The 26,050-nt window shown below is 59.9% G+C and carries 26 protein-coding genes; 10 read left to right on the plus strand and 16 right to left on the minus strand.

What is annotated here, in order from left to right:
- Nucleotides 1–8: 8 nt before the first annotated feature.
- A complete protein-coding gene (locus tag ACZ5VE_RS04130; RefSeq protein WP_464456783.1) occupies nucleotides 9–992 on the plus strand; it encodes a glycosyltransferase in 984 nt (327 codons plus the stop codon).
- A 158-nt stretch (nucleotides 993–1,150) separates the two neighbouring features.
- Here ACZ5VE_RS04130 and ACZ5VE_RS04135 read toward each other — a convergent pair whose 3' ends face one another.
- The 8 genes from ACZ5VE_RS04135 to ACZ5VE_RS04170 form a co-directional block, all read right to left on the minus strand.
- The gene (locus tag ACZ5VE_RS04135) at nucleotides 1,151–2,473 is read right to left on the minus strand and encodes a TolC family outer membrane protein (protein WP_464456784.1); all 1,323 of its coding nucleotides are present in this window, start codon (nucleotides 2,471–2,473) and stop codon (nucleotides 1,151–1,153) included.
- A 36-nt stretch (nucleotides 2,474–2,509) separates the two neighbouring features.
- Complete coding sequence (locus ACZ5VE_RS04140) at nucleotides 2,510–2,839, minus strand: rhodanese-like domain-containing protein (protein WP_464456785.1); 330 nt, start codon at nucleotides 2,837–2,839, stop codon at nucleotides 2,510–2,512.
- A 7-nt stretch (nucleotides 2,840–2,846) separates the two neighbouring features.
- On the minus strand, nucleotides 2,847–3,506 hold the full coding sequence (locus ACZ5VE_RS04145) for a protein-L-isoaspartate O-methyltransferase family protein (RefSeq protein ID WP_464456786.1): 660 nt from the start codon (nucleotides 3,504–3,506) through the stop codon (nucleotides 2,847–2,849).
- A gap of 40 nt (nucleotides 3,507–3,546) precedes the next feature.
- Nucleotides 3,547–6,747, minus strand: a complete 3,201-nt coding sequence (locus ACZ5VE_RS04150; RefSeq protein ID WP_464456787.1) for an efflux RND transporter permease subunit — start codon at nucleotides 6,745–6,747, stop codon at nucleotides 3,547–3,549.
- Between the two features lie 13 nt (nucleotides 6,748–6,760).
- Entirely contained in the window at nucleotides 6,761–7,897 is a 1,137-nt protein-coding gene (locus ACZ5VE_RS04155; protein WP_464456788.1) for an efflux RND transporter periplasmic adaptor subunit, read from the minus strand.
- Entirely contained in the window at nucleotides 7,894–8,547 is a 654-nt protein-coding gene (locus ACZ5VE_RS04160; RefSeq protein ID WP_464456789.1) for a TetR/AcrR family transcriptional regulator, read from the minus strand. The genes ACZ5VE_RS04155 and ACZ5VE_RS04160 overlap by 4 nt, the downstream gene beginning before the upstream one ends.
- 95 nt (nucleotides 8,548–8,642) lie before the next feature.
- Nucleotides 8,643–9,904, minus strand: a protein-coding gene (locus ACZ5VE_RS04165) for an IS3 family transposase (protein WP_464454783.1) whose coding sequence is annotated in 2 segments (ribosomal slippage) — nucleotides 8,643–9,547 and nucleotides 9,547–9,904 — 1,263 coding nt in all. Because the reading frame shifts where the segments join, the coding sequence is not laid out codon by codon here.
- 107 nt (nucleotides 9,905–10,011) lie between these two features.
- On the minus strand, nucleotides 10,012–11,199 hold the full coding sequence (locus tag ACZ5VE_RS04170; RefSeq protein WP_464456790.1) for an acyl-CoA dehydrogenase: 1,188 nt from the start codon (nucleotides 11,197–11,199) through the stop codon (nucleotides 10,012–10,014).
- A gap of 99 nt (nucleotides 11,200–11,298) precedes the next feature.
- Here ACZ5VE_RS04170 and ACZ5VE_RS04175 point away from each other — a divergent pair, with 99 nt between their 5' ends.
- Genes ACZ5VE_RS04175 through ACZ5VE_RS04185 form a run of 3 tightly spaced genes read left to right on the plus strand, consistent with a single transcriptional unit; the run spans nucleotide 11,299 to nucleotide 13,739 of the window.
- A complete protein-coding gene (locus tag ACZ5VE_RS04175) occupies nucleotides 11,299–12,189 on the plus strand; it encodes a LysR family transcriptional regulator (RefSeq protein ID WP_464456791.1) in 891 nt (296 codons plus the stop codon).
- A gap of 51 nt (nucleotides 12,190–12,240) precedes the next feature.
- Entirely contained in the window at nucleotides 12,241–12,774 is a 534-nt protein-coding gene (gene msrA / locus ACZ5VE_RS04180; RefSeq protein WP_464456792.1) for a peptide-methionine (S)-S-oxide reductase MsrA, read from the plus strand.
- A gap of 8 nt (nucleotides 12,775–12,782) precedes the next feature.
- Nucleotides 12,783–13,739 (plus strand): AEC family transporter, encoded by a 957-nt coding sequence (locus ACZ5VE_RS04185; protein WP_464456793.1) that lies wholly within the window; start codon nucleotides 12,783–12,785, stop codon nucleotides 13,737–13,739.
- Between the two features lie 25 nt (nucleotides 13,740–13,764).
- Here the strand turns inward: ACZ5VE_RS04185 and pdxH are convergent, their stop codons facing one another.
- Together pdxH and ACZ5VE_RS04195 are read right to left on the minus strand one after the other, a co-directional pair.
- Nucleotides 13,765–14,397, minus strand: coding sequence for a pyridoxamine 5'-phosphate oxidase (gene pdxH / locus ACZ5VE_RS04190; protein WP_464456794.1), 633 nt, complete (start codon nucleotides 14,395–14,397; stop codon nucleotides 13,765–13,767).
- Nucleotides 14,398–14,441: 44 nt separating this feature from the next.
- Complete coding sequence (locus tag ACZ5VE_RS04195; protein ID WP_464456795.1) at nucleotides 14,442–15,059, minus strand: gamma-glutamylcyclotransferase; 618 nt, start codon at nucleotides 15,057–15,059, stop codon at nucleotides 14,442–14,444.
- Between the two features lie 51 nt (nucleotides 15,060–15,110).
- Between ACZ5VE_RS04195 and ACZ5VE_RS04200 the strand changes: the two genes are divergently transcribed.
- The 3 genes from ACZ5VE_RS04200 (at nucleotide 15,111) to eda (ending at nucleotide 17,969) form a co-directional block, all read left to right on the plus strand.
- Complete coding sequence (locus tag ACZ5VE_RS04200) at nucleotides 15,111–15,332, plus strand: hypothetical protein (protein ID WP_464456796.1); 222 nt, start codon at nucleotides 15,111–15,113, stop codon at nucleotides 15,330–15,332.
- Nucleotides 15,333–15,501: 169 nt separating this feature from the next.
- On the plus strand, nucleotides 15,502–17,343 hold the full coding sequence (gene edd / locus ACZ5VE_RS04205) for a phosphogluconate dehydratase (RefSeq protein WP_464456797.1): 1,842 nt from the start codon (nucleotides 15,502–15,504) through the stop codon (nucleotides 17,341–17,343).
- Nucleotides 17,334–17,969 (plus strand): bifunctional 4-hydroxy-2-oxoglutarate aldolase/2-dehydro-3-deoxy-phosphogluconate aldolase, encoded by a 636-nt coding sequence (gene eda / locus ACZ5VE_RS04210; RefSeq protein ID WP_464456798.1) that lies wholly within the window; start codon nucleotides 17,334–17,336, stop codon nucleotides 17,967–17,969. The genes edd and eda overlap by 10 nt, the downstream gene beginning before the upstream one ends.
- A 184-nt stretch (nucleotides 17,970–18,153) precedes the next feature.
- Here eda and gloA read toward each other — a convergent pair whose 3' ends face one another.
- Both gloA and ACZ5VE_RS04220 read right to left on the minus strand, forming a co-directional pair.
- Entirely contained in the window at nucleotides 18,154–18,564 is a 411-nt protein-coding gene (gloA, locus tag ACZ5VE_RS04215) for a lactoylglutathione lyase (protein ID WP_464456799.1), read from the minus strand.
- Nucleotides 18,561–19,115: a PaaI family thioesterase gene (locus tag ACZ5VE_RS04220; RefSeq protein ID WP_464456800.1), complete on the minus strand. Its 555-nt coding sequence runs from the start codon at nucleotides 19,113–19,115 to the stop codon at nucleotides 18,561–18,563. The genes gloA and ACZ5VE_RS04220 overlap by 4 nt, the downstream gene beginning before the upstream one ends.
- A 208-nt stretch (nucleotides 19,116–19,323) precedes the next feature.
- Between ACZ5VE_RS04220 and ACZ5VE_RS04225 the strand changes: the two genes are divergently transcribed.
- Genes ACZ5VE_RS04225 through ACZ5VE_RS04235 form a run of 3 tightly spaced genes read left to right on the plus strand, consistent with a single transcriptional unit; the run spans nucleotide 19,324 to nucleotide 21,331 of the window.
- Complete coding sequence (locus ACZ5VE_RS04225) at nucleotides 19,324–19,701, plus strand: VOC family protein (RefSeq protein WP_464456801.1); 378 nt, start codon at nucleotides 19,324–19,326, stop codon at nucleotides 19,699–19,701.
- The gene (locus ACZ5VE_RS04230; RefSeq protein ID WP_464456802.1) at nucleotides 19,698–20,576 is read left to right on the plus strand and encodes a PA4780 family RIO1-like protein kinase; all 879 of its coding nucleotides are present in this window, start codon (nucleotides 19,698–19,700) and stop codon (nucleotides 20,574–20,576) included. Before ACZ5VE_RS04225 ends, ACZ5VE_RS04230 begins: the two co-directional genes overlap by 4 nt.
- Entirely contained in the window at nucleotides 20,576–21,331 is a 756-nt protein-coding gene (locus ACZ5VE_RS04235) for a tRNA-uridine aminocarboxypropyltransferase (protein WP_464456803.1), read from the plus strand. The genes ACZ5VE_RS04230 and ACZ5VE_RS04235 overlap by 1 nt, the downstream gene beginning before the upstream one ends.
- A gap of 176 nt (nucleotides 21,332–21,507) precedes the next feature.
- Here ACZ5VE_RS04235 and ACZ5VE_RS04240 read toward each other — a convergent pair whose 3' ends face one another.
- The 4 genes from ACZ5VE_RS04240 to ACZ5VE_RS04255 all read right to left on the minus strand — a co-directional run bounded on the left by ACZ5VE_RS04240 (nucleotide 21,508) and on the right by ACZ5VE_RS04255 (nucleotide 25,965).
- Complete coding sequence (locus ACZ5VE_RS04240) at nucleotides 21,508–22,497, minus strand: Bug family tripartite tricarboxylate transporter substrate binding protein (RefSeq protein ID WP_464456804.1); 990 nt, start codon at nucleotides 22,495–22,497, stop codon at nucleotides 21,508–21,510.
- Between the two features lie 71 nt (nucleotides 22,498–22,568).
- Nucleotides 22,569–24,014 carry an alpha/beta fold hydrolase gene (locus ACZ5VE_RS04245; protein WP_464456805.1) on the minus strand — a complete coding sequence of 482 codons (1,446 nt, stop codon included), beginning with the start codon at nucleotides 24,012–24,014 and terminating at the stop codon, nucleotides 22,569–22,571.
- Between the two features lie 10 nt (nucleotides 24,015–24,024).
- Nucleotides 24,025–24,873, minus strand: a complete 849-nt coding sequence (locus tag ACZ5VE_RS04250; protein WP_464456806.1) for a TauD/TfdA dioxygenase family protein — start codon at nucleotides 24,871–24,873, stop codon at nucleotides 24,025–24,027.
- Nucleotides 24,874–25,050: 177 nt separating this feature from the next.
- The gene (locus ACZ5VE_RS04255) at nucleotides 25,051–25,965 is read right to left on the minus strand and encodes a bile acid:sodium symporter family protein (RefSeq protein WP_464456807.1); all 915 of its coding nucleotides are present in this window, start codon (nucleotides 25,963–25,965) and stop codon (nucleotides 25,051–25,053) included.
- Nucleotides 25,966–26,050 lie beyond the last annotated feature (85 nt).

Here is a 26,050-nt window from a genome sequence, read left to right on the forward strand (position 1 = left end):
TGATTGATATGAAGATATTGCTTGTTCATCAAGGGCTCAGCGTGCCAGTGCATTCTTATGGCGGCACCGAACGCGTCATCTGGGATTTGGCGAAAGGGCTGGTTGCCTTGGGTCATGAAGTCACATTTTTGGTACCTGAAGGCTCTGTCTGTGATTTTGCAAAAGTCATCAGCATCGATCCTGATCGGAACATTTTGAGTCAAATTCATCGAAATGCTTTTGATCTCGTTCACTTGCAGTTTCGCATGGAGGATGAACCTGATTTCCCTTATCTGGTGACCGAACACGGGAACACCAAGACCCCTTTGCCTTTGAATCTGAATACGGTATTTATTTCAAAAAACCATGCTGACCGCTATGGTTCTAAGGAATTTGTCTACAACGGATTGGACTGGGCTTCTTATGGGCCTGTGGATTGGACAATGCCGCGTCGCCATCATCATTTCTTAGGCAAAGGCTCGTGGCCAGTCAAGAACCTGAAAGGCGCGATTCAGGTGGCGCGCAAAGCGGGTGTGGAGTTGGCGGTGTTGGGCGGAACGCGGCTGAACTTGTCGCGCACCTTCCGCTTTACGCCATGGCGTTCCATCCACTTTCACGGCATGGTGGGTGGTGCATTGAAATTTCGCTTGCTCAACGAATCGAGGGGGATGATTTTTCCTGTCCGTTGGAATGAGCCTTTTGGCTTGGCCGTGATTGAGAGTCTGTATTTTGGTAACCCGGTGTTTTCAACGCCTTACGGGGCATTGCCTGAGCTTGTATTGCCGCAGCACGGTTATTTGTCCAACTCGATTGCCGAACTGGCGCAGGCTGTACAGAGTATGAAGTTTGATTCTCGTGAATGCCATGAATGGGCGGTTTCAAAATTCAACCACGTGGCGATGGCCCGAGGGTATCTGGAAAAGTACCAGCGTATTCTGGATGGCGAGCGCATGAATGCATCACAGCCGGTCCTGAAAGAGAACGGGCATCAATTGTTGTCTTGGAATGCTTGATGCGTTTTCGTTGATTCAAAAAACGCTTCTGACGCATCAATAGTCACGGCAACTGCTGCATGCATAAAAAATGCCAGCCAAATTTTGGTTGGCATTTTTATTTCAGACTTGCAGGTTGGCTGCTTTACTTCATTGCCTACACGCGCCTCAGAATGGATTTATCGTGCAAAAAGCCCATTCAATGCCTGCACATCTTCAACCTTCAGCACCCCCGCAGCCTGACGCAGCTTCAGCTGCCCCAGCAGCACGTCGTAACGCGCTTTGGCCAAGTCGCGTTTGGTCTGGAAGAGTTGGCTTTGGCTGTTGAGCACATCGATGTTGATGCGCACGCCCACTTGGTAACCCAGCTTGTTGGCATCCAATGCGCTTTGGCTGGAGGCTTCGGCTGCTTCCAGGGCTTTGACTTGGCCTAAGCCCGATTGCACGCCGAAGAAGGCGGTGCGGGTGGCCTGTGCGACTGTGCGTTGTGCGGCTTCGAGGTCGTTGCGGGCTTTTTCTTCCAGCGAAACAGTTTCCTGTATGCGGTTCTGGGTCGAGGAACCCGCGTACAAGGGCAGGTTGAAACTCAGACCAATGGTGCCCGTGTTGTTGTCTACCCTGGAGGCTGATGGGACGCCGCCGCTGCGAAACCGAGTGCCGCCATAGGAGGCGGTCAGGTCCAGTGTGGGCATGTGCCCTGCTTTTGCTTTTTCAGTTTCGAGTTGGGCCACTTCCAGCCCTGTGCGAGCTTGTTCAATGGCCGGGCTTTGTTCTGTGGCTTGTTGGACCCAGGTTTCTGCATCGCCAGTGGCAGTCGGATTGAGGTTGGCGCCCGCTTTCAGGGCCAATGGTTGTGCATTTTTGGTCCCGACAGATTGGTCCAGTGCCAGCTTTTTGACGCGCAAATCGTTGTCTGCGGCAATTTCCTGTGCGGTGACCAAGTCATATCGGGCCTGTGCTTCACGCGTGTCGGTGATGGTCGATGTGCCCACTTCAAAGTTGCGCTTCGCTGCTGCCAGTTGCTCGGAAACCGCCGACTTTTGGGCTTTCACAAATGCCAGGCTTTCTTCGGCAGTGAGCACGTCAAAGTACGCTTGGCTGACGCGCACGATGAGGTCTTGTTCAGCAGCTTTCAGTTGTGACTGGGCGACATCAATCTGCTTGAGACCTTGCCTGTAGCCAGCCAAGTTGGCAGGGCGGAACAGCGGTTGACTGGCGCTGAGTGTGGCTGTGCGTGTGCCAAAACGGCCTTCTCCTGCTGCGCTGATTCTGTTGTCGAAATCAGATTCACTCACCGTGGCACCCAGTCCGGCCGTCGGCCGCAGCAAGGCTTTGGCTTGCTCGGCTTTGGCCAGATTGGCTTGGTATTGAGCCTGCGCAGCTTTGAATGACGCGTCGTAACCCTTGGCAGCTTCGTAAAGTTGGACCAGACTTTGGGCTTGGGCGGTGCCTGTCAAGACAGCAGCCAGGGAAAGAGTCAAAGGCAAGATGCGCAGTTTCATGGGGAATTCTTTCAAAACTCAGTGAAGCCAGCCGATTCAATAAACCGGAATGGTGGGATCGACTTGCACGGACCAGGCATGGATGCCGCCAGCCACATTGGCCACCTGGAAGCCGTGTTGGGCCAAAAATGCGGCCACCTGCATGCTGCGGCCACCGTGGTGGCACAGGCAGGCAATGGGGCGTGATTTGTCCAACTCATCCAGACGAGCCGGAATGGTTTGCATGGGCATGTGCACCAGGTCTAGGACATCGGTCTTGGCGCTGGCGGTTTGCACTTCCCAGCCTTCACGCACATCCAGCAGGATGGGGCGTTGTGCCTGGCCTTTGGCCCAATCGGCGATTTGTGCGGGGGTGATCTGTTCCATGGTGTGGTCAGAACTGGAAACGCGAGTGCTCGGGGAAACCACTGAGGCGTGGGGCATTGCAGTCCCAAGGCTCTGTGGTGGTCCAGCTGCTGTCGCTGGTGCGGGTGATCAAAGTGGCGCGCATCATGGGCTCGTCACCCACGATGGCGGCCAGGCGGCCCCCCACAGCGAGTTGCTGCAACAAGGCCGCGGGCACTTCGGCCACCGAGCCATTGAGCAAAACCACGTCAAACGGGCCATCTGCAGTGGCACCCTGGCTGCCATCGGCATTGCGCACGGTCACGTTGCTCACGCCTGCTTTTTGCAAGTTGGCTTGGGCTTGGGCCGCCAGATCGGCGTCGATCTCTAGGCTCAGCACGTGCGCAGCCTGGTGGGCCAGCAAGGCGGCCATGAAGCCCGAACCGGTACCAATGTCGAGCACTTTGTCGGTTTTTTTCACGGCCAGGTCTTGCAGCAATCGGGCCTGAACCCGTGGGGCCAGCATGACCTGGTTGGGCGCAGAGCCCAAAGGGATTTCCATGTCCACAAAGGCCAGGGCCTTGTGCGCCAAGGGCACAAAGTCTTCGCGGTGCACGACCGAGAGCAGGGCCAGCACTTGCGGGTCCAGCACTTCCCAGGGGCGGATTTGCTGTTCGATCATGTTGAATCGGGCTTGATTCAGATCCATGGGGTACTCCTGAAAGGGTTGTCGCTAAATAAGGGTGATTTTAAGGGGCGGGAGCGTCATGTCCCTGTCTGACGGGGGCAAGGCCTGCTTTGCGGCGAATCCATTGCGCCAGGTCATCCATGTAGCAATACACCACGGGCACGACCACCAGCGTCAGCAAAGACGAGGTGATGACGCCGCCGATCACGGCTTGGCCCATGGGGGCGCGTTGTTCCGAGCCCTCGGTCATGGCAAAAGCCAAGGGCACCATGCCAAAAATCATGGCCAAAGTGGTCATCAAAATGGGGCGCAAACGCACCTTGGCCGCCATCAAGAGGGCTGCGCTGCGTTCCATGCCGGGGATGATGCGTCCGTCCGCGTCTGTTTGGTCTTCTCTGGCCCGAATGGCAAAGTCGACCAGCAAAATGGCGTTTTTGGTGACCAGGCCCATCAACATGATCACGCCGATGATCGAGAACATCGACAAAGTCGAGCGGAAAGCCATCAGGGCCAGCACCACGCCAATCAGCGTGAGCGGCAAGGCCGTCATCAAGGCCAGGGGCTGCAGGAAGCTCTTGAACTGGCTGGCAAGAATCATGTAAATGAAGATCACCGCCATCGCCAGGGCTGACACGGCATAGCCAAACGACTCGGCCATGTTTTTGGTAGAGCCGCCAAACTGGAAGCGGTAACCCGGTGGCAGGTTGACGCCTTCCATGACCTTGCGGATGTCTGCCGACACTTCGCCCGCAGCACGGCCATAGGTGTTGGCGTTGATGGCCACTTCGCGCGTCAGGTCGCGGCGGTTGATCTGGTTGGAGCCGGTGGATTCGCTGACTTTGGCCACCTGGCCCAGCCGCACCACGCGCGGATTGCCATCAGGCCCGGCACCCACAGCAAAGGGCAAGCGTTCCAGATCTTGTGGGGCATTGCGGCTTTCTGGCGACAGGCGCACGTTCACGTCATAGGTCTGGTCGTCGGGCGCCCGCCAGTTGCCCACGGTTTGGCCTGCGACCAGGGTCCGCAAAGGCCCGGCCAGTTGTCCTGTCCCCAGCCCCAGGTCGGCAGCTGAGTCGCGCAGCACTTCTACTCGGATGGTGGGTTTGTTGGCTTTGACGCTGGAGTCCAGATCCACCAGGCCGGGGATGTTGCGCACCTTGTCCATCACGCCCAAAGCCAAGCGTTCCAGCTCGCGCTGGTCGGGGCCTTGCAAGGAAAACTCCACCTGCTTGTTGCCCCCCACCGCATCCAGCAGGCCCACATGGGTGACGGTGATGCCCGGCACTTTGTTCAGCCGGTCGCGCAGGATGCCCGACATTTCGTCGACATTGCGCTGACGCTCTTTTCGGTCGATCAGGCGGATGTAAATGCTGGTGCTGTTTTTGCCCAGAGCGTTGCCCGTGTTGAGTGTGGCCAAGGTGTAGCGCACTTCCGGAAACTCGCGGATGATGGCTTCGACTTGCCTGGCTTTGGCTTCGGTGGCTTCCAGTGAGCTGCCCACAGGCGTCTGGAAATTCACGGTGGTTTCAGAAAAGTCGGCTTTGGGCACGAACTCGGTGCCGACAAAGCGGATCATGAAAATGCTCAGCGCAAAAACACCCACCGCCATCAGCACGGTTTTGCGCTTGTGCACCAGCGACCAAGCCAGAATGGTTTGATAACCGTCGGCCAATTTGTCGGTGCTGCGCTCAAACCAGCCCGTCACCCGACCGATGGTCTTGTCGTAAAAAGTCACGGGTGCGTGGTGCTTGCCATGCGCTTCGATGCTCGGGTCGTGCCAGATGCTGGACAGCATCGGGTCGAGCGTGAAGCTGACAAACATCGAAATCATGACCGCCGCCACGATGGTGATGCCGAACTCGTGGAAGAACTTGCCGATGATGCCTTCCATGAAGCCAATCGGCAGGAAAACCGCCACGATGGACAAGGTGGTAGCCAACACGGCCAGGCCAATTTCTTGCGTGCCATCCAGCGAGGCATGCCAGGCGTTTTTGCCCATTTGCACATGGCGCACGATGTTTTCGCGCACCACGATGGCGTCGTCAATCAGCAAGCCCACGCACAGCGACAGCGCCATCAGCGTGACCATGTTGATGGTGAAACCGAACATCTGCATGAACATGAAGGTGCCAATCAGCGAGATCGGCAAGGTCAGGCCCGTGATGACGGTGGAGCGCCATGAGTTCAAAAACAGGAAAACGATCAGCACCGTCAGGATGGCTCCTTCGATCAGGGTGCGGCGCACGTTGTCTACCGCCACGCGGATCGGGCGCGAGCTGTCCGTGATGGGCTCCAGCCGGATGCCTGCAGGCGTCTGGCTTTTCATCTCGGCCACGGTCCGGACCAGGCCATCGATCACGTCGATGGTGTTTTCGTCCTGGGCTTTTTGCACTGTCATCAACAAGGTGCGCTGGCCGTTGTACAAAGCCATCGTTTCAAGCTCTTGTGCGCCGTCTTGCACCCGTGCCACCTGTGACAGGCGGACCGAGGTGCCACCTTTGCGGGCCACGATGATGCGTTCAAAGTCTTCTGGGCGCTTCATGCGCGATTCAATTTGAACCATGCGCTCTTGCTCAAGTGAGCGGATCGCGCCCACGGGCAGGTCCTGGTTTTCGTTGCGCACCGCGCTGACCACCTGATCAGCGGTCACGCCCAAGGCTTCCATGGCCGCAGGTTGCAGGTACAGGTTGATCTCGCGACGTGTGCCGCCCACCAAAGAAACCGAGCCGACACCGCGCACGTTCTCCAGTCGTTTTTTGAGCACTTGCTCTGACCAGTTGGTCAACTCCACCGCCGTGGGGCCTTTGCCTTTGGCCGTACCAGCATCAGGCACCACAGCCAGTGACCAGATGGCGCGGGCAGACGGATCAAACCGCAGTACTTTGGGCTCTTTGACTTCGGTGCGAAGGCTGGGGCGGATGGCGGCCACTTTTTCGCGCACATCTTCGGCGGCCTTGCGACCATTGATGTTCAGTTGAAACTCGATCACCACCACCGACTGGTTTTCGTAGCTGCGCGAGGTGAGGGCGCTGATGCCCGCGATCGAGTTCACGCCTTCTTCGATCTTTTTGGAGACTTCGCTCTCCACGATTTCAGGCGATGCGCCCGGGTATTCGGTGCTGACCACCACCACCGGGAAGTCGATGTTGGGGAACTGGTCGACTTTGAGGCGTTGGTAAGAGAACAGGCCCAGCACCACCAAGGCCAGCATGACCATGGTGGCAAAGACGGGGTTTTTCAGGCTGACGCGGGTGAACCACATGAGTCGGCCTCTTTCAGCGCACGCCAGCGGTGAACTTCACCGGGGTGCCTTCGCGAACTGCGCCAGCGCTGGCTGTGAGCACTTGGGCCCCTTCGGTGAGCCCTTGCACTTCCACCCAGGTCAGGGTGATGTTTTGCAGGGTTTTTTCGGCGCGGGTGCCGGTTTGCACGGTCACATGCCGCACTTGCTCGCCATCGACCACCTGCACATAAGGCTGAGGCTTGTCGGTGCGCACACTCGACAGCGGCACGGCCAAGGCCTGGACGGTTCGGGTGCCCAAGCTGCCCTCGGCAAACAGGCCCTGGCGCAAGCCATCTTGACCCGTTACGCCCAGATAGACCAACACACTGCGGCTGCCGGCTTGGGCTGCGGGGTTGATGCGCAAGACCTTGGCGGCGACGGCCTCGTCCATGCCCTCGACCTTCAATTGCGCCTTCATGCCGCTGCGCACCAGGCTGGCGTCGGCGGCGGGCAAAGCCGCTTCGAGTTCCAGTTGGCTGAGATTGACCACCTCCACAATGCGGGCATCGAGCGCCATGCGTTCGCCGGGTTGGGCCAGGCGCTGGGCAATTTGGCCGCTGATGGGCGAGCGGATGATTGCATCGTCCAGGGCTTTGCGGGCCACATCCAGCGCTGCCACGGCCGCCATGTGCGTGGCCTTGGCGCCATTCAGGCTGGCCGCTGAATTTTGCAGCGCAGTTTGCGAGATGAAGCCTTGGTCCACCAGCGCTTTGTTGTTGTCGAACTGCTTTTGTGCAATCTCGACTTGGGCCTGTGCCGCATCGGCTTGCTGTTTGGCTTGACGTTCACGGGCTTGGTATTCGGTGGGGTCGATCCTAGCGATCACCTGCCCTGCCTTGACCAAGTCGCCTTCACGCACCACCAAATCCATCAGTTCGCCTGTCACGCGGGCTTTGACCATCGCGCTTTGACTGGCTTTCAGCGTGCCCGAAACCGGCAGACCCAAAACCATGTCCATTTTCTGGGCTGCGATGACATCGCTGGCGCTCAGCTCAATCTGGTTGGCAACAGGGGTGCTTGTTTTTGTGACTTCGGCGGCAGGCTTGCGCAGGCTGGCCCAGCGGGCGCCACCCGCGAGCAAGGCGGCCGCAGCCACGCCAGAGAGGATCCAAAGGGTAGAACGTTTCATGGGGATTCAGGTAAAGATAGACCACGCACCAGCAATTGGGCGTGTTGGGTGATGAATTGTTCGGGCTTGACTTGCTCCGACACCGGACAGCATGGGCCCATGGAGTGTTTCCACATGACCAGAAAAAGCAGGGGGGCCATGACCGAGTGCAAAGCCAACTCGACATCGACCGGCCGAAACTCGCCTCGGTCAATCGCCCGTTGCAGCACGGTGCGGACCAAGGCCTGGCCCGGTTCGATGACTTCATGGCGGTAAAACGCCGCCAGCTCGGGGAAGTTGGTGGCCTCACTCATGACCAGTTTGGAAATGCCCGACGCCTTGGTGGCGCCATAGCGGTGCCACCATTGCAGCATCATCCATTCGAGCAATTCGCCGGAGGTGCCCTTGAAGTGCTCCATTTCGCCAGCGCCTTGGGTCACCGGATGGACCACGTTCTCACGCACCACGGCCTTGAACAGGTCTTCCTTGCTCGGAAAGTACAAAAACAGCGTGCCTTTGGACACACCAGCGCGTGCCGCCACTTCTTCCACCCGGGTCGCGGCAAAGCCTTTTTCCACGAACAAGTCGAGCGCAGCATCGAGCAGCTCGCCAGGGCGGTCTTGCTTGCGGCGTTCGCGTTTGTGCGGGACGGTGTTGTCTGTGGGGGTCACGGTGCTTTATTAATGACTGACTGGTTAGTAATGTAAGCCCTGCGCAGGGCTTCGTCAAGGTGGTGGCGCACCTTGAGCATCTGACCCGTCCTAAATTAGGTTGACACCTGGGACGGTGATTCAAGCCGACGAATGTCGGCCAAAGACGCCCGATGCACCGCATCGGGCGTTTGCATTTTCAGCGATAAATGAGGGCGCTCGTCGTTATAGATCTGCACTGACTCTCGCACCATCCGCCGCGCTTGCTCCAAATCAGCGGGGCGCTGCAACAGCAACTCGCCTTTGAGGATGCCGTTGACCCGCTCTGCCAGCGCATTTTGGTAACAGTCGTAGCCATCGGTCATCGAGCACAGCAGGCCGTGGCGCTGATGAATGGCTTGGTAATAGTTCGAGCAGTACTGGATGCCCCGATCCGAGTGATGCACCAAGCGTTGATCACTTTGACGTGTGCGCAAGGCCATTTTCAAGGCTTGTGCTACCGGCTCGGTTTGCAAGCTGTCGTGCACATGCCAGCCCACGATCTTGCGCGAGTAGGCATCAGTGACCAAGCTCAGGTAGACAAATTTGTCGTTCGTGGGCAAGTAGGTGATATCGGCCACCCATACTTGCTCGCTGGCTGTAGCGCACAGTTGCTGCGCCCCCGCCTTGAGCAAGTTCGGATGGCGACGAAACCGGTGATGGCTGTCTGTGGTCTTGTGATACGCCCGTCGCTGCGGCACCAGCATGCCAGCGTTGCGCAGCACATCAAACATCGCATCGCGCCCCAGTTCAATGCCAGCACGCTGCAGTGACTCGTGCAACACATGGTGCAGCTTGCGTGTGCCCAACCGAGGCTGTCGCACACGCCAATCTCGCACCAACTTCACCACCGCCTGGCTTCGACTCTCAAGCTGGGCATGACGCCGCTGGCCCTGATAGTAAGCTTGGCGACTCACCCCCATATGGCGGCAAGCCCTCTTCACACTCAACCCTTGGACGAGTTGCTGCGAGAGGACTTGCCCAAAGGCTTTTTTACGACGCGCACCCCATAGTCCTTCTTCAGGACGTCCAGTACAGCCTCGAACAACTGGGCCTTCTCGTTGGCCTCTTTCAGTTGAACTTGCAAGGCCTTGATCTGTTGCTCGGGTGTCAGAGATGTGGGTGTTTTGTCTCGGGGCATGGCTGCCGATGATGCCTGAATGCCCCAGCTTTGGCGTCCATGCTTGCGCATCCACACCAGCACCGTCGAGCGTCCTTGGATCCCATACCGTTGCTGCGCTTGTGTGTAGGTCAGCTCGCCTTTTTCTACTTGCTCGACCACAGCCAGTTTAAAAGCCAGCGTGTAGTCTTTCTGAGTTCTCTTGATGCCTGATTCCATTTGACTTGCCTTTTCTTTCAAGAAAAGGTGTCAACCTCTGGCAGGACGGGTCAATCCAACAAAAAAGGCTGCCCCTTGGCAGCCCTTTTGTGGTTGTCGGCCAACGCTCAATTCGAGAAAGCGGGAATCCCGGTGATGGCGCGGCCCAGGATCAGGGCGTGCACGTCGTGAGTACCCTCGTAGGTGTTGACCACTTCCAGGTTCACCAAGTGGCGCGCCACGCCGTATTCGGCGCTGATGCCGTTGCCGCCCATCATGTCGCGTGCCATGCGGGCGATGTCCAGCGCCTTGCCGCAGCTGTTGCGCTTGAGAATGCTGGTCACTTCAACCGGGGCGTTGCCCGCGTCCTTCATGCGGCCCAAAGCCAGGCAGCCCTGCAGGCCCAGGCTGATTTCGGTCAGCATGTCGGCCAGCTTCTTCTGGATCAGCTGGTTGGCGGCCAAGGGGCGGCCGAACTGCTGGCGGTCCATCACGTACTGGCGGGCGCGCAAGTAGCAGTCTTCGGCGGCACCCAATGCGCCCCAGGCGATGCCGTAGCGTGCGCTGTTCAGGCAAGTGAAGGGGCCTTTCAGGCCACGCACTTCGGGGAAAGCGTTTTCTTCAGGGCAGAACACCTCGTCCATCACGATTTCGCCAGTGATCGAGGCGCGCAGGCCGACCTTGCCGTGCACCGCAGGGGCCGACAGGCCTTTCCAGCCTTTTTCGAGGATGAAGCCGCGAATCTGGCCGCCGTCGTCCTTGGCCCAGACCACGAACACATCGGCGATCGGGCTGTTGGTGATCCACATCTTGGCACCGCTGATGCTGTAACCGCCGTCGACCTTTTTGGCGCGGGTGATCATGCTGCCGGGGTCCGAGCCGTGGTTGGGTTCGGTCAGGCCGAAGCAGCCAATCCACTCACCACGGGCCAGCTTGGGCAGGTATTTCTGCTTTTGTGCTTCGGTGCCGAAGTCGTTGATCGGCACCATCACCAAGGACGACTGCACGCTCATCATCGAGCGGTAACCCGAATCCACGCGCTCGACTTCGCGGGCCACCAGGCCGTAGCAGACGTAGTTCAAGCCCGCACCGCCATATTGTTCGGGGATGGTCGGGCCCAGCAGGCCCAGCTCACCCATCTCGCGGAAGATGGCCACGTCGGTGGTTTCATTCAGGAACGCGTCTTTCACGCGGGGCAGCAGTTTTTCCTGGCAGTAGGCGCGGGCGGCCTCTTGCACCTGACGCTCGTCGTCGGTCAGTTGGGCGCTGAGGAGAAAGGGGTCTTCCCAGTTGAAGGTGTTTTTGTTTGTGGCCATGGTGGAGGTCTCCGTTAAAAGTCTTGAAGTGGATTGTCAGGGTGAGATGAATAGTTGTCTAATATCAATTATCGATGCATCAATACATTTTTTTAATTCATGGAATTCCGTCACCTGCGCTATTTTCTGATGCTGGCCGAGGAGCTGCATTTTGGGCGCGCTGCCCAGCGCCTGTCGATATCGCAGCCTCCTTTGAGCCTGAACATCCAACAGCTCGAAGCCTCGGTGGGTGCGCAATTGTTCAACCGCAACAGCCGGGGCGTACAGCTCACGGCGGCTGGTTTGGCCTTTGTGCCTGCCGCACGGGCTTTGCTGGCGCAAGCCGGTGCGGCTGCCCGGGAGGCACGTGACGTGGCCGAAGGCCAGTCGGGCCAGCTGCACATCGGCTTTGCCGGAACCATGCTGTATTGCGGTCTGCCGCAAATCATGGGTCGTTTTCAGGCCAGTCACCCCCGTTTGCGTCTGGTCTTGCGCGAGCTGAGTTCGACCGAGCAGCTGTCCGAGCTGCTGCGCGACCGGCTGGATGTGGGCTTTGTCCACACCCCCCGGGTGCCACCCGGCTTTGAGCAAATTTTGGTGGCCAGCCAGCCCTTGGTGGCGTGTTTGCCTGTGGGCCATGCTTTGGCCGGTGCGGCCAGTTTGAGCCTGGACCAGCTGCGTGGGCAGGACTTGGTGGTGGTGTCACGCACCGTGTCGCCCGATTACCACGAACGCATCCTCATGTGGTGCGAGCAGGCGGGCTGGACGCCCCAAGTTGTGCATGAATTGCGGCACTGGTTGAGCGTGGTGTCTTTGGTTTCGCAGGGCTTGGGTGTGGCGCTGGTGCCGCAGGCTTTGCAACAGTCTGCGCTGGCAGGGGCCGTGTTTGTGCCTTTGCAAACCGTGGATGTGCGTTACGACACGCGTTGTCTGTGGCGCAGCGACCGAGACCAGGCGGCACTGAAGGACTTTGTGCAAGCCGTTCAGGCCGATGTCGGGCACGGCCGATAATCAAGCGCCGTTGCACACAGGTGAGCGGTGGGTCATTGCAGGGGAAACGACATGACGGAAACATTGGTTTTGGGTGGTGGGTGCTTTTGGTGCACCGAGGCGGTGTACGTCAAGGTGCGTGGGGTGACCGATGTGGAGTCGGGTTATTGCAATGGCCACACCGTGGCCCCCACTTATGAAGACGTCTGTACTGGGCGCACAGGGCACAACGAAGTGGTCAAGCTCGAATATGACCCTGAGCAGATCAGCACCCGTGAGCTGCTGGAAATTTTCTTTGTGATCCACGATCCCACCACGCTCAATCGGCAAGGCAACGACGTGGGCACACAGTACCGCAGCGGGATTTACTTCACCACGCCCGAGCAGGCCGAGATGGCCCGCTCGCTGATCTCGCAGTTGTCGGCCGATCGGGCTTTTGGCCAACCCATCGTGACCGAAGTGCTGGCGCTGGCCAACTACAGCGCTGCTGAGGACTACCACCAGGATTTCTTTGAGCGCAACCCCTACCAGGGCTACTGCATGGCCGTGGCTGCGCCCAAGGTGGACAAGTTCAGGAAGACCTTTGCACGCCTGGTGCGTGCTTGAACGGCTTCATGAACCTTGATCACCCCGTCCTGTCTTCTTTGTTGCCGGTGGTGCTGCTCATCTTCATCGGCTTTGTCGCAGGCAAGGCCAAGTTGGTGCGCGGCGAGTCGGTGCGAGATTTGTCCAATCTGGTGTTTCTGGTGCTGACCCAGGCCTTGCTGTTTCGCACCATGAGCAGCGTGCACATCGAGCAGCTCGACTTCAAACCGGTGGCGCAGTATTTTCTGGTGGCGGGCACTTTGTTTGCGGCCATGTTGTGGATTTACGGCGGCAACAGCCGTGCCTCGGTGCTGGCGCTGGCCAGCATTTTCAGCAACACCTTGATGATCGGCGTGCCGCTGATCGGGCTGGCCTACGGGCAAGAGGGGCTGGTGCTGTTGTTCACCTTGATTTCGTTGCACGCCTTGGTGCTGTTGAGCGCCGCCACGCTGGTGCTGGAGTTGCAGGTGGCCCATGAACAAGCGGCCTTGTCGGGTGAGCGCAAACCTGTCTGGCGCACGGTGGCGTCGGCCGTTCGCAACGCCATCATCCACCCGGTGCCGCTGCCGATCCTGGTGGGCTTGGCTTATGCCCAAACGGGTTGGGGCTTGCACCCCATCGTGGACCGTCCGCTGGCTTTGTTGGGCAGTGCTTTCGGGCCCGTGGCGCTGGTTTTGGTGGGCATCACGCTGTCACTCACGCCCATTGGTCGCCAGTTCGGTCTGGCGCTTCGCTTGTCAGCGGTCAAAACCGTGTTGCACCCGGCGCTGATGCTCGGCGTGGGCTGGTTGCTGGGCCTGCGGGGGCTGCACCTGGCGGTCATGACCGTGGCTGCGGCTTTGCCGATCGGGGCCAATGTGTTTTTGTTTTCGCAGCGTTACCGCAAAGAAGAAGATGCGGTAACGGCTGGCGTGGCCGTGTCCACGGCCATGGCCATCCTCAGTGTGTCGGCCGTGATGGCGGTGCTGCCCTTGTTGCCCGCTTGAGCTTCGGAGGCGATGAGCAGATCGGTCAGGGTGCCAGCCGCTCGCGCAACCACCGATCGCCTTGGGGGGTGTAGCGCAATCGGTCATGCAAACGGCTCTTGCGCCCTTGCCAGAATTGCCACTGGTCGGGCACCAGCCGGTAGCCGCCCCAGTGCGGCGGGCGCGGCGGGTTGAGCATGAACTGCGCCGCGTACTTGGCGGCATTGGTTACCAGCACGGTGCGCCCGTCGATCACCTGGCTTTGGGGTGAAGCCCAAGCACCGATGCGCGAGTCCAGTGGGCGGCTGTGAAAGTAAGCATCGCTTTCTTCGTCGCTGACTTTCTCCACCCGGCCCTCAATGCGCACCACACGCTCCAGCTCCACCCAGTGAAACTGCAGTGCTGCAAATGGGTTGCCTGCCAGTTCCTGGCCTTTTTGGCTGGCGTAGTTGGTGTACCAGACAATGCCGCGCTCGTCGTAGCCCTTGATCAGCACCACCCGGGTGCTGGGGCGCAGGTTGCTGGCCACAGTGGCCAGCGTCATGGCGTTGGGCTCGGGCACTTCGGAGGCGATGGCTTCTTGCAGCCATTGCTCAAATTGCTTGAGTGGGTCGGCGTGGGAGGCGTTTTCATTGAGCTCGGCTTTTTCGTAGCTCTTGCGCAGGTCGGCGATGTTCATGGGTGCAAGTATAGGCAGCGTGTTGAGTGCAGCATTGCGCCAGGTCAGTCGGCATGGCGCAGCAAGTTGGCCAAGGCACGGTCTTCGATGCCGTGCGCTTGCAGACTGCGGTAGGTTTGCAAGGCATAGTCCAGCGTGGTGCCAAAGCGTCCGCTGGCTTGCCGGAAGATTTGTCGGTAAGTGTCGGCGGGCAAATCACCCGTGAAGCTGGGGCTGCTGCGGGGCAGGGTGAAGGCCAGCGCTTTGACAGGGCCGCTGGGTGTTGGGCAGGTCAGCCAACTGGGCGTGTAGACGTCCATGGGCATTTCCCGGGCCCAAAGCCGGGTCAGCACCTCGTCGGCCTGGTCTTTGGCGATGCGGTAGACCACCCCTTGGCAGCTGCCGCCGGGCAGCAGGGCAAACACCAGCCCGGGGCATTGCGGGCTGCCCCGGTTCAGCCGGCTCCACATTTTCAGAGCGCGGTGCCAGCCCCAGACCTTGGTGGTGTGTTGCGCCACGGCTTCAAATTCGGGACGCCACAACAGCGAGGCGTAGCCAAAGACCCACAAGTCCTGGCCCATCGCGCATTGGGCGCGAAAGCGTTCCAGCAAGTCCGCTTGAAATGCCGTGGCCTCGGTTTCGGACGATGGGTGGGTTTCTGCTTGGGTGAAGCTGTCAGTCATGTGCAACAAGGCCCCATTACAATCTCGCCACTATTTTCGGAGAAAACACACATGTCGACCCCTCAAGATGACAATCAACCCGTAGTTTGGGCCGTTTTGGTGGCCGTGATCGTGCTGGCCGTCGGCCTGGCGATTGGCTTTGGCATTGCCAAAAGCAAAAAAGCAGTGCCTGCAGTGCCAGCCGCGGTCACAGCGCCCGCAGCCGAAGCCTCTGCACCAGCCGCCGACGCACCTGCAGCGCCTGCCGCAGTCGAGGCATCTGCCGCCAAGTGATACGTCACTGGCTCTTGCAAAAACCCGCCTAGGCGGGTTTTTTTACGCCTCCAAGCCGTCCATGGCGAGTTGTACCCCTTCTGTAACTCGTCAAACGCACCAAAACGGGGGAACGCGGTTACCATCGGTCATGTAATTTAGTTACCACGCCTGACCAGGGCGCAAGGACATGACACTTCATCCGATTTTGGCCGCCGTCACCGCCCGCATCGCCGAGCGCAGTCGCCCGACCCGCCAGGCTTATTTGCAGCAACTGGACGCCGCAGCCAGCAAAGACCCCGGCGCGCAGCGTCTGGGCTGTGCCAACGTGGCCCACGCCTTTGCGGCCATGCCCGAGGGCGACAAAAGCCGCGCCACCGCGCTCGACAAAATCAAGGTGGTGGCCCCGCGTGCGCCCAACATCGGCATCGTCAACGCCTACAACGACCTGCTGTCAGCGCACGCGCCTTTGCAGCATTACCCTGACCTGATCAAAGACGAAGCCCGTAAGCAGGGTGCCACCGCGCAGGTGGCCGGTGGCGTGCCCGCCATGTGCGATGGCGTAACCCAGGGTACGCCCGGCATGGAGCTGAGCCTGTTCAGCCGCGACGTGATCGCCATGGCCACCGCGGTGTCGCTCAGCCACGATGTATTTGACGCCGCCCTGATGCTGGGCGTGTGCGACAAGATCGTGCCAGGCCTGTTGATCGGTGCCTTGCAGTTTGGCCACTTGCCCACGGTGTTTGTGCCTGCCGGCCCGATGACCAGCGGCTTGTCCAACAGCGAAAAATCCAAAGTGCGCGAACAAGCGGCGGTGGGCCAGGTGGGCCGCCCCGAGCTGCTGGCGGCCGAATCTGCGGCCTACCACGGCGAAGGCACCTGCACTTTTTACGGCACCGCCAACAGCAACCAGATGTTGCTCGAAGCCATGGGCTTGCATGTGCCGGGCACCGCCTTCATCAACCCGGCCGAAGGCGTGCGCCAGGAATTGACCCGCGAAGCCGCCCGCACGGTGCTGGACTTGGTCAAGGCCAAAAATTTTACGCCGATCGGCCGTTTGGTGGATGAGCGCTGCATCGTCAACGCCATGGTGGCCCTGCTGGCCACGGGCGGCTCGACCAACCACCTGATCCACTGGGTGGCTGTGGCGCGTGCCGCAGGCATCGTGATCGACTGGGACGATTTCTCGGCCCTGTCGGATGTGGTGCCGCTGCTGACCCGCGTCTACCCCAACGGCAGTGCCGATGTGAACCAGTTCCAGGCCGCTGGTGGCCCGGGTTACGTGATCCGTGAACTGCTCGACGCTGGCCTGATGCACGCTGATGTGCTCACCGTGCGTCCGGGTGGCCTGCGTGAATTCACCCGCATCCCCTCTGCACAAGACGGCCAGCTGGTCTGGCACGACGCCGGTGCCAGCAAAGACGACACTGTGGTGCGTCCGGCCAGCAGCCCGTTCAGCGCCACGGGCGGCCTGAAACTGCTGCAAGGCAACCTGGGCCGCAGTGTGATCAAGATTTCTGCGGTGCCGCAAGCGCTGCACACCATCGAAGCTCCGGCCCGCGTGTTCAGCTCGCAAGACGAGTTGCATGCGGCCTTCAAGGCCGGTGAGCTGGACCGCGACATTGTGTGCGTGGTGCGCTGGCAAGGCCCGCAAGCCAACGGCATGCCCGAGCTGCACAAACTCACGCCCCCGCTGGCCGTGCTGCAAGGCAAGGGCTTCAAGGTGGCGCTGGTCACCGATGGCCGCATGAGCGGTGCCTCGGGCAAAGTGCCTGCGGCCATCCATGTCTCACCCGAAGCCGCTGCCGGTGGCCCGCTGGCCAAGGTGCAAGACGGTGACCTGATTCGCCTCGATGGCGTGGCGGGTACCCTGCAAGTGCTGGTGAGCGAGACCGAATGGGCGGCCCGCCCACTGTCCCAAATGCCCGCTGAGCTGCGTGCCGCCAATGGCGTGGGCATGGGCCGTGAACTGTTTGCCAACATGCGCCGCAACGCGCTCAAAGCCGAAGAAGGAGCCTGCACATGGCTGTAAATTTCTCTGCCCTGCAAGTGATGCAGGACGCCCCCGTGATCCCCGTGATCGTGCTCAATGATGTGGCCCACGCCGTGCCCATGGCCCGCGCCCTGGTGGCGGGCGGCATCCGCATGCTCGAAGTCACCCTGCGCACACCGCAGGCGCTGGCCTGCATGGAAGCCATTGCCAAAGAAGTGCCCGGCGCTGTGGTCGGTGCAGGCACCGTGCGCAGCCCGGCCGATGCCGCCGCCGCCGCCAAAGCGGGCGCGCAGTTTGCCGTCAGCCCCGGCTACACCCGTGCGGTGGGCCAGGCTTGCCGCGATCACGGTTTGTCGCTCTTGCCCGGTGTGGCCACCGGCAGCGAAATCATGATGGCGCAAGAAGACGGCTACACCGAACTCAAGTTCTTCCCGGCCATGCAGGCGGGCGGCCCCGCCATGCTCAAGGCCTGGAGCGGCCCGTTCTTTGATGTGAAGTTTTGCCCCACGGGTGGCGTGACGCAGAACAACGCCAACGAGCTGCTGAGCCTGCCCAACGTGGCCTGCGTGGGCGGTTCGTGGCTGGTGCCTGCAGACGCCCTGGCCCAAGGCGACTGGGCGCGCATCGAAGCACTGGCGCGCGAAGCCAGCCAATTGCCGCGCTGATTTGTAGGTCGGACCTTCAGGTCCGACAAATGGTTGCGAGCAACGAACACTTGTGTCGGGGCTAAAGCCGCCGACCTACGAGCATGGGGTTTTTGTAGGAGCTTGCCTGCAAACGATTCATGGCAGACCACAAGCGTTTGAATCGCCAGCAGGGCTGGCTCCTACATGAAAAGCAGTGCAGGACTCAGCGCAAGCCCTGCCCACCCGCAAACTCGGCCCGCTGAATCAGCTCGACCTTGTAGCCATCGGGGTCGGTCACGAAGGCGATGACCGTGGTGCCGCCCTTGACGGGGCCGGGCTCGCGCGTGACCTTGCCGCCTGCAGCTTTGATCTTCTCGCATGCTGCATACGCATCGGGCACGCCCAGGGCGATGTGGCCATAAGCCGTGCCCAGGTCGTAGCTTTCCACGCCCCAGTTGTAGGTCAGCTCCAGCTCGGCATGCTCGGGGTTACTGCCGTAGCCCAGAAAGGCCAGCGAGTATTTGTACTCGGGGTTGTCCGAAGTGCGCAGCAGTTGCATGCCCAGCACCTGGGTGTAAAAGTCGATCGAGCGTTGAAGGTTGCCAACGCGCAGCATGGTGTGAAGAAGTCTCATGATTTCGATTGTGCAGGCATGTCAAAAACCAGGCAGGCGGTGCTGGCATGGGCGTAAAGCGTGCCGTCCGGCCCGACCAAGCGCGCTTCGGCAGTGGCCAACTGGCGACCGCAGTGCACCACCTGGCCAATGGCGCGCACGCGCTGCACTTTGGGGGTCAGGGCCTTGACCAGCTTCACGCTCAGATCGGCCGTGGTGTAGCCGCGCCCGGGCGGCATCATCGTGTGCACGGCGCAGCCCAGCGCCGAGTCGAGCAAGGTGGCAAACCAGCCGCCGTGCACCGTGCCCAGCGGGTTCATGTGTTGCAGGCCGGGCGTGCCCTGAAAAATCGCCTGCCCCGGACTGACTTCGATCAGCACAAAGTCGAGGGTTTTGGCGATGCTGGCATAAGGCAGTTCGCCGCTGAGCAGGCCCTGCATGACTTCCAGGCCTGTTTTGCCAGCAATTTGATCGGGCCGGGCCACGCCCGGGCCGGCACCTGCATCGAGACGGGTTCGTATTTCTTGCTCTTGCGCCAGCCAGGTGTCGAGCAGATGGGTGGGTGTGTTCACAGTCTTATCCGAAAAAAGAGGTTTCAGGGCCTTGCTGCCGTGGGACATGCTGAAGGGTTGATCCAGCGCAGAGCTTGCAGCATGGCTGCGCCAAAAGGCAACCACCTTGGCGACTCGATGCCTCGGAAGGAGCAGTTCATCGCCTGGCGCTTCAAGTACCATTGCCCAGATTCAATTCGCCCGATCCCGGGTTCTAACGGAGAAAGCCATGTTCAGTCATGTGATGTTGGGTGTGAATGACCTTGAGGTCTCTAAAAAGTTTTACGACGCCGTGCTCGGCACACTGGGCCACGGTCCTGGCGTGGCCAACAAAAACCGTTATTTCTACCGCAGCCCCACGGGCACCTTCGCCATCACCACGCCCATCAATGGCGAACCGGCCTGCCACGGCAACGGCAGCACCATTGGTTTCACCGTGCTGTCGGCAGAGCAGGGTGATGCCTTTCACGCAGCAGGCGTGGCCAACGGCGGCACCACCTGCGAAGACCCACCCGGTTTCCGTGAAACCCCGGCGGGCAAGCTGTACCTAGCCTATTTGCGTGACCCGGACGGCAACAAACTTTGCGCCTTGCACCGCCCTGGATGAAGGCACCCCCCAGACTTCAGATCCTCGTTGAAGAGGGTTTGATCGACACCGTGGTGCGCCAGCTCATGAGCGGCAAAGAAGCCATGGTGTTCGTGGTGCGCTGCGGTGACGAAACCTGCTGCGCCAAGATTTACAAAGAAGCCACCCACCGCAGCTTCCGGCAAGCGGTGGACTACACCGAAAACCGCAAGGTCAAAAACTCGCGCTCGGCCCGTGCCATGGCCAAGGGCAGCAAGTTTGGCAGGCAAGAGCAAGAAGCCGCCTGGCAAAGCGCCGAGGTGGATGCGCTGTACCGTCTGGCGGCTGCTGGCGTGCGGGTGCCCAAGCCCTTCAACTTTTTTGATGGCGTGTTGCTCATGGAGCTGGTGACCGACGCGCAGGGTGATGCCGCCCCGCGCCTGAACGATGTGGCCTTCACCCCCGAGCAAGCCCTGCAACACCATGCCACCTTGATTGCTGAGGTCGTGTGCATGCTGTGCGCGGGTGTGGTGCATGGCGATTTGTCGGAGTTCAACATTTTGTTGGCGCACCTGCCTGGCGAAGAGGGCTCTGAGGGTGTGGACGAGCCCGTCATCATCGACCTGCCTCAAGCCGTAGACGCTGCGGGCAACAACCACGCCCAGCGCATGCTGCTGCGCGATGTGGGCAACCTGCGGGATTTTTTTGGACAGTTCGCGCCCGAGCTTTTGAAGACCGAGTACGGCCCCGAAATCTGGAGCCTGTACCAAGCGGGTTTGCTGAGCAATGAGACACCACTCACCGGCCGCTTCGAGCGTTCGACGGCCGATGTGGACATGCAGGCCGTGCTGCGCGAAATTGACGATGCCCGCGACGAAGAAGCGGCCAGGCGTTTGCGCATGGCCACGGCGGTTTGATGCCTGAACTGGACAAAGCACCCCACGCCGTTTCGCGCTTGCGCACCGAGCGCCTGGCCCGCAGCGCCAAACCCTTTTTGGCCCGTGGGGGCATCAAAGGCGAGCGCTGCCCCGGTTGCCGCCTGGTGCCCAGCCATTGCATGTGCGCTGTGCGGCCTGTGGTGCCTACCCGGGCAGGCATGTGTTTGCTGATGGCCGACATTGAGCCGCTCAAACCCAGCAACACCGGCTGGCTGATTGCCGACGTGGTGCCCGACACCTTTGCGTTTGGCTGGGCGCGCACCGAGGTCGACCCGGCCTTGCTGGCGCTGCTGGCCGATCCGCAGTGGCAGCCGTATGTGGTGTTTCCGGGGGAGTTTGTTGAACCCGAACGGGTGGTGAACGACGTGCAGCTTGCGCCATCCGGCAAACGGCCCTTGTTCATCCTGCTGGACGCGACCTGGCCCGAGGCCCGCAAGATGTTCCGCAAAAGCCCCTATCTGAACGCCTTGCCGGTGCTGAGCTTGCACCCTGAACAGGTCTCGCGTTACAAGCTGCGCCGTTCGCGGCGTGATGACCACTTTTGCACCAGTGAGGTCGCGTCGCTGTGCCTGGACCTGGCGGGCGAAGCCCATGCGGCACACACCCTGCAGGCTTATCTGGATGTGTACACCCACCACTATCTGCAAGCCAAGCACCAGCTGCCGCCCGATGGGGACGGGGCTGCGCATGAACGCTTGCGGGCGTTGGGTGTTCAGGCTTTTATCAATCCATAGACCAAACCCGCCAGCGCACCAGGCACCACTGCAAATCCAGGTAAGAGTGGATGCCTCTGTGCTTGCGTTTCGCTGTCACTTTCGCTGGCCATGTGTCGCACCGTGACCCAGGCCAGCCGTGCATCGCCGTCATGCCTTGTTCAACAAATGGTTTTCAAGGCGGGCTCAGAATGCGATTACTCGATCTTGAAACCGATGGCCTTGAGCCTTGCCGCCTGCTTGTCAGAAGCAGAACGAAGACCCGCCAGCAATTCTTCAGGTGTTGCAGACGTGCCCATGGCCATGCCCAGTGTATTGAATGATTCGCGCAGTTTGGTGTCCTGCAGTGCCTTCATGGCCGCTTCGCGCACTTTGGCTTGTATGGGAGCAGGCACATCGGGCGTGGTGAACAACATGATGGATACGACCTCTGTCAAATCCTTGTAGCCCAATTCGGCAAATGTGGGCGCATCAGGAAACAAGCTCATGCGCTGTGGTGAAGAGACCGCCAGTGCTTTTAGCCGGCCCGATTTGACGTGCGGCAAGACGTTGCCAGCACCATCGAACAGTGACTGAACACTGCCACCAATCAGGTCTTGCAAGGCAGGCGGCGAGCCTTTGTAGCCTGCGTGCACCATGTCCAAACCAGCGGCCTTGTTCAGCTCCAGTCCCAGGGTGTGAGACACGGTGCCTGCGCTGTAAGAGGCAAAACTGGTTTTGCCCTTGTTGGCCTTGACATACTTGATGAAACCATCCAAATCCTGGGCGCCCGTCTGTGTGTTGGTGACCAGGACAAGACCGCCTCGGGCCATTTCAGCCACAGGCATCAAGACCTTCAATGGATCGAAGGGGGCCTTGATGGCATGTGGCACTTCAGAGACCACGCCGCTGATGTTCACCATCAGGGTGTAGCCATCTCGCGGTGACTTCAACAATTCCTGAATGCCCAGCAAACCACCCGCACCCGGTTTGTTGTCGATGATGACGGTTTGGCCCAACAGGGGGGACATCTTTTCCGCCAGCATGCGAGCTGTCACATCGGATGCACCACCAGCAGGTGCACCCACGACAATCCGAACCGTTTTGTCTGGATAGTTTTGAGCTTGCACGGACCATCCGGCCAGCAGCAGTGCGGTAGCGCCAGCCGCTTTTAACCAGTGACGACGAACGTTGAAGGTATAGGGCATGTCTGTCTCCTTGTTGTGAGTTGAAATGAAGGGTCTTGATTCTGATGGTGGATCGGTGCGTGATCTGTGCTTCACGCGCTGAAGCTGGTCACATCGATCGCTTCAAGGCCCTGAGCTTTGCAGAAATTGACGTAACGGTCGACCATGGACTTCCAGTTTTCAATGGCCAGCACCGCACCTTCGGGAGACATCACATTCCAGTCACCCTGAATGATGTTGAGTGTGATGACCTCTTCATCGCCCACGGTGACAGGCGTGTGGCGTGAAGCGGCGGTTTCGAACACAAAGCTGCCAGCGTTGGCGATCCAGTTGTGTTCTTTGTAGCGCCAGCTTCCCGTCACTGTCCACACCATCACGGTACCGGAATGGTGGTGCATCGGCAGTTCGGTATAGGGAGGCAACTTCAACAGCGTGGTCCATTCGCCGCGAATGGGGTCCACTTTGATGAGTTTGAGGAAGATCTCTTCGCTGTAAGGCGAAAACGGCATCCAGGGAAGCGCTTCAACGTCGATCAGCGCAGTGTCAATGGTTTCGTGGAACATGGCGTTGGCCTTTTGAGTGGTGGGGGCGGGTAAATTTTTGGAAGCGGCAGAGACGGTTTTTGCCAGTGCAGGCCGAGGGGCATTGGCCGCAGCTGCACGGCCTGCATCGACGTCGGTGAAGAATTCCATCAGACGCTCGACCACCCAGGCGGGACGCTCTTCCGGAATCCAGTGGCCGCAGCCTTCCGCTACACCACCGCGCACATCGGAGGCGACGCGTTGCCAGGAATCCACCGCATACATGGAGCGACCCACGATCTTGTTGCCGCCGCCGTACACCAGAATGGGCATTTGCAGCTTGCCTTGTGCAATGAAGGCCTTGTTGTCCCGCGCATTGCGGGGCATTTCGCGGTAGTAGTTGAAACCAGCGCGCATCGCACCGGGCTGCGAGTAGGCCCGGATGTATTCGCGCTGGGCTTCTTCCGAAATCGCATCGGGCCGGGCACCGGCTTTGCTGAACATGTGGCGCAGGTAAATGTCTTCGCGACCCTCGATCAGGGCCTCGGGCAGGTCACTTTCAGCGTGGAAGCCAAAGTGCCAGCGGCCCATGGCCGTTAGCGCTGAGCCATCACCTGGCACAGGCGCATCAAAAATGGCCATCGACATCACGGCCTGGCGGTGCAAGGCGGCCAGTGCATAGGCCACCGGGCCACCCCAATCGTGGGCCACCACGTGGAAGCACCGTTCGTCCAGCACCTCGGTCATCAGGCGCCAGATGTCTTGTGCCACAGTGCGTGTGTCGTAGCCCGTAGCGGGTCGTGACGAGTCACCCAGGCCACGCATGTCGACCGCGATCACGCGGTAGCGTTGCATCAGACCCGGCAGCACATCGCGCCACATGTACCAGGTTTGGGGCCAGCCATGCAGCAGCACGATGGTCGGCCCCTGACCTCCGGTGACGTAGTGCAAGCGCACATCACCCAGATTGGCCCATTCGTGACGTAATTCGAGGTCTAAACCCAATTCGCGTTCCATGATGTTCTCCTTAAAACGGGCGCTCGCCCTTGATGGTGGCGCGGTTCATGCGCCGCACACACGGTGGGTAATCCATCACGGCGTAATGCTGTGTGCAGCGGTTGTCCCAGATGGCGATTGAACCCGGGCTCCAGCGCCAACGCATCTGGTACTCGGGAATGAAGGTCTGGCTGATCAGGTAGCTGAGCAAGGCCGAAGCACCAGGCTGCCAGTCCTGACCAAAGCGCACATTGCGTGCGGTGTGGTAATTGGTGAAATGCGTCATGAAGCCGCCCGTGAGCAGGCTCTTATTGCCTGTTTCAGGGTGGGTGCGCACAACAGGGTGCTCGGGGTCAGGGAAGCGCGCTTTCATCGCCAGTCTGTCTTCGGCAGACTTGGCCGCCATGAAGGTCGCCTCCATGCTGTGGCGTGCCTTCAAACCCTCAATGGTTTCCTTGATGTGATCAGGCAGACGGTCATAAGCCAGTTCCATGTTGGCCCACATGGTGTCGCCACCGACGGGTGGGCATTCGAGGCAACGCAGCACAGCGCCCATGGGCGGCAATTCGCGCCAAGTCGCATCGTGGTGCCAAGCGTTTTCATAGCGCTCAGGGGGACTTTCTGGTGATTTCCAGATGTTGATGATGCCGGGCTCTGTATCGGTGCTGGAGGCCAGTGGATGGCTTTCAAGTTCGCCAAAGATGCGTGCAAAAGCCGCATGCTCGGCATCGGTCATGTCCTGGTCACGCGAGAACAACACCTTGTGCTTCAACAAAAGGGCTTTGACTTCGCCCGCCATGTCGGCATTGCGGCCAGCCTCAGCCAAATTGACGCCCTGGATCTCGGCACCCAAAGCGCAGGTGAGTGGAATGACTTTCATAAGGGGCTCCTCGGTGGTCGGTGAAATGGGTGTCTTTCTTCGGGACACCATGAGCGCAATTTTCAAGACAAGTGGTTTTTTTTCTTTGACTAAACGGGAAATTTGTTTGACATTTCGGGAAATTGGTAGAAGTCCCTATCCGCCGTCAGATCATGGCGGCAACAGCGGGCTATGTCGTTAGCGTTGGACTGCCTCAGTCACTCTGTCTGCCATCGCCGCGCTGCGCCCAAAAAACAGCGCCATGGGGACCAAGGGCAACAAGGTCAGAAACAACATGACGATCAGCGTGATGCCCACCGTTGGGTCCTTGAAATTGGCAGCCGCGCTGACAAAAGCAATCCCCATATTGCCTTGGCCACAACACAGCGTCAGCACGCGACGGTAAGACGGTGTTGAGGCAGACCCGAACAACCACCCCACACCGAGCGCCAAGGGCATGTACAGCAACAAGGCCGTCAGTGCGCCTTGCCGCAGTACGTTCAGCATGGCGTCGAAATACAGCACCGGGAACAAAATCAAGACCAGCAAGGCACTGAGCGATCCGACTTTGTCGATCACCCGTCTGGCCCGCTCCGCAAATATCGGCCAGCGCGCACGCACCGACAAGCCCAGGACAAGAGGCACCAACACCGTCAATCCCAGACTGCGAACGATATCGATGGAGCTGACCTCTACACCTTGCAACACCCACGGCAGCACCAAAGGCTGAAAAGCCACTGTCAGCACTGAGAGCAACACATACTGACTGACAGCCAGCGCCTGGTCCCCGCGTGCTGCCGCATTGAGGCGCAGCAGCGTTGGACAGCCGGGTGCTGTGGTCGCGAGCAATATGGCCGCCTGTATCGACACATCCAGATCCAGGCGACGACACACCCACCAAGCCAGGCTGGGCAGCACCACAAAGTTGGCCAGCAGTGTCAGCCCCAACTGGCGACGTTCACGCAGCACTTGAAAAATCTGACCCAGCTGCAACAGCAAACCCACGCCTGTCATCGTGCACAACACAAACGCAAGCAACGCCCATCGATTGAACAGCACCAAGTAATCCGTCATTTCGGTTCCCAAGAACACATGCGTCTGAACCCAGCTCATGTGCATGATTTGTCGATATCGGTGCGGCTTATCCAGACACCGGGAACGCCATTTTCAAGACAAGGGATTTTTTTAGATTGACAAA

The organism is Limnohabitans sp. INBF003 (genome assembly GCF_055396645.1).

Excerpts from the sequence above, each read along its gene's own strand:
- ACZ5VE_RS04130 (WP_464456783.1), top strand. The coding sequence starts at position 9 with ATGAAGATATTGCTTGTTCATCAAGGGCTCAGCGTGCCAGTGCATTCT.
- ACZ5VE_RS04135 (WP_464456784.1), bottom strand. The coding sequence starts at position 2,473 with ATGAAACTGCGCATCTTGCCTTTGACTCTTTCCCTGGCTGCTGTCTTG.
- ACZ5VE_RS04140 (WP_464456785.1), bottom strand. The coding sequence starts at position 2,839 with ATGGAACAGATCACCCCCGCACAAATCGCCGATTGGGCCAAAGGCCAG.
- ACZ5VE_RS04145 (WP_464456786.1), bottom strand. The coding sequence starts at position 3,506 with ATGGATCTGAATCAAGCCCGATTCAACATGATCGAACAGCAAATCCGC.
- ACZ5VE_RS04150 (WP_464456787.1), bottom strand. The coding sequence starts at position 6,747 with ATGTGGTTCACCCGCGTCAGCCTGAAAAACCCCGTCTTTGCCACCATG.
- ACZ5VE_RS04155 (WP_464456788.1), bottom strand. The coding sequence starts at position 7,897 with ATGAAACGTTCTACCCTTTGGATCCTCTCTGGCGTGGCTGCGGCCGCC.
- ACZ5VE_RS04170 (WP_464456790.1), bottom strand. The coding sequence starts at position 11,199 with ATGGCCACAAACAAAAACACCTTCAACTGGGAAGACCCCTTTCTCCTC.
- ACZ5VE_RS04175 (WP_464456791.1), top strand. The coding sequence starts at position 11,299 with ATGGAATTCCGTCACCTGCGCTATTTTCTGATGCTGGCCGAGGAGCTG.
- msrA (WP_464456792.1), top strand. The coding sequence starts at position 12,241 with ATGACGGAAACATTGGTTTTGGGTGGTGGGTGCTTTTGGTGCACCGAG.
- ACZ5VE_RS04185 (WP_464456793.1), top strand. The coding sequence starts at position 12,783 with ATGAACCTTGATCACCCCGTCCTGTCTTCTTTGTTGCCGGTGGTGCTG.
- pdxH (WP_464456794.1), bottom strand. The coding sequence starts at position 14,397 with ATGAACATCGCCGACCTGCGCAAGAGCTACGAAAAAGCCGAGCTCAAT.
- ACZ5VE_RS04195 (WP_464456795.1), bottom strand. The coding sequence starts at position 15,059 with ATGACTGACAGCTTCACCCAAGCAGAAACCCACCCATCGTCCGAAACC.
- ACZ5VE_RS04200 (WP_464456796.1), top strand. The coding sequence starts at position 15,111 with ATGTCGACCCCTCAAGATGACAATCAACCCGTAGTTTGGGCCGTTTTG.
- edd (WP_464456797.1), top strand. The coding sequence starts at position 15,502 with ATGACACTTCATCCGATTTTGGCCGCCGTCACCGCCCGCATCGCCGAG.
- eda (WP_464456798.1), top strand. The coding sequence starts at position 17,334 with ATGGCTGTAAATTTCTCTGCCCTGCAAGTGATGCAGGACGCCCCCGTG.
- gloA (WP_464456799.1), bottom strand. The coding sequence starts at position 18,564 with ATGAGACTTCTTCACACCATGCTGCGCGTTGGCAACCTTCAACGCTCG.
- ACZ5VE_RS04225 (WP_464456801.1), top strand. The coding sequence starts at position 19,324 with ATGTTCAGTCATGTGATGTTGGGTGTGAATGACCTTGAGGTCTCTAAA.
- ACZ5VE_RS04230 (WP_464456802.1), top strand. The coding sequence starts at position 19,698 with ATGAAGGCACCCCCCAGACTTCAGATCCTCGTTGAAGAGGGTTTGATC.
- ACZ5VE_RS04235 (WP_464456803.1), top strand. The coding sequence starts at position 20,576 with ATGCCTGAACTGGACAAAGCACCCCACGCCGTTTCGCGCTTGCGCACC.
- ACZ5VE_RS04240 (WP_464456804.1), bottom strand. The coding sequence starts at position 22,497 with ATGCCCTATACCTTCAACGTTCGTCGTCACTGGTTAAAAGCGGCTGGC.
- ACZ5VE_RS04245 (WP_464456805.1), bottom strand. The coding sequence starts at position 24,014 with ATGGAACGCGAATTGGGTTTAGACCTCGAATTACGTCACGAATGGGCC.
- ACZ5VE_RS04250 (WP_464456806.1), bottom strand. The coding sequence starts at position 24,873 with ATGAAAGTCATTCCACTCACCTGCGCTTTGGGTGCCGAGATCCAGGGC.
- ACZ5VE_RS04255 (WP_464456807.1), bottom strand. The coding sequence starts at position 25,965 with ATGAGCTGGGTTCAGACGCATGTGTTCTTGGGAACCGAAATGACGGAT.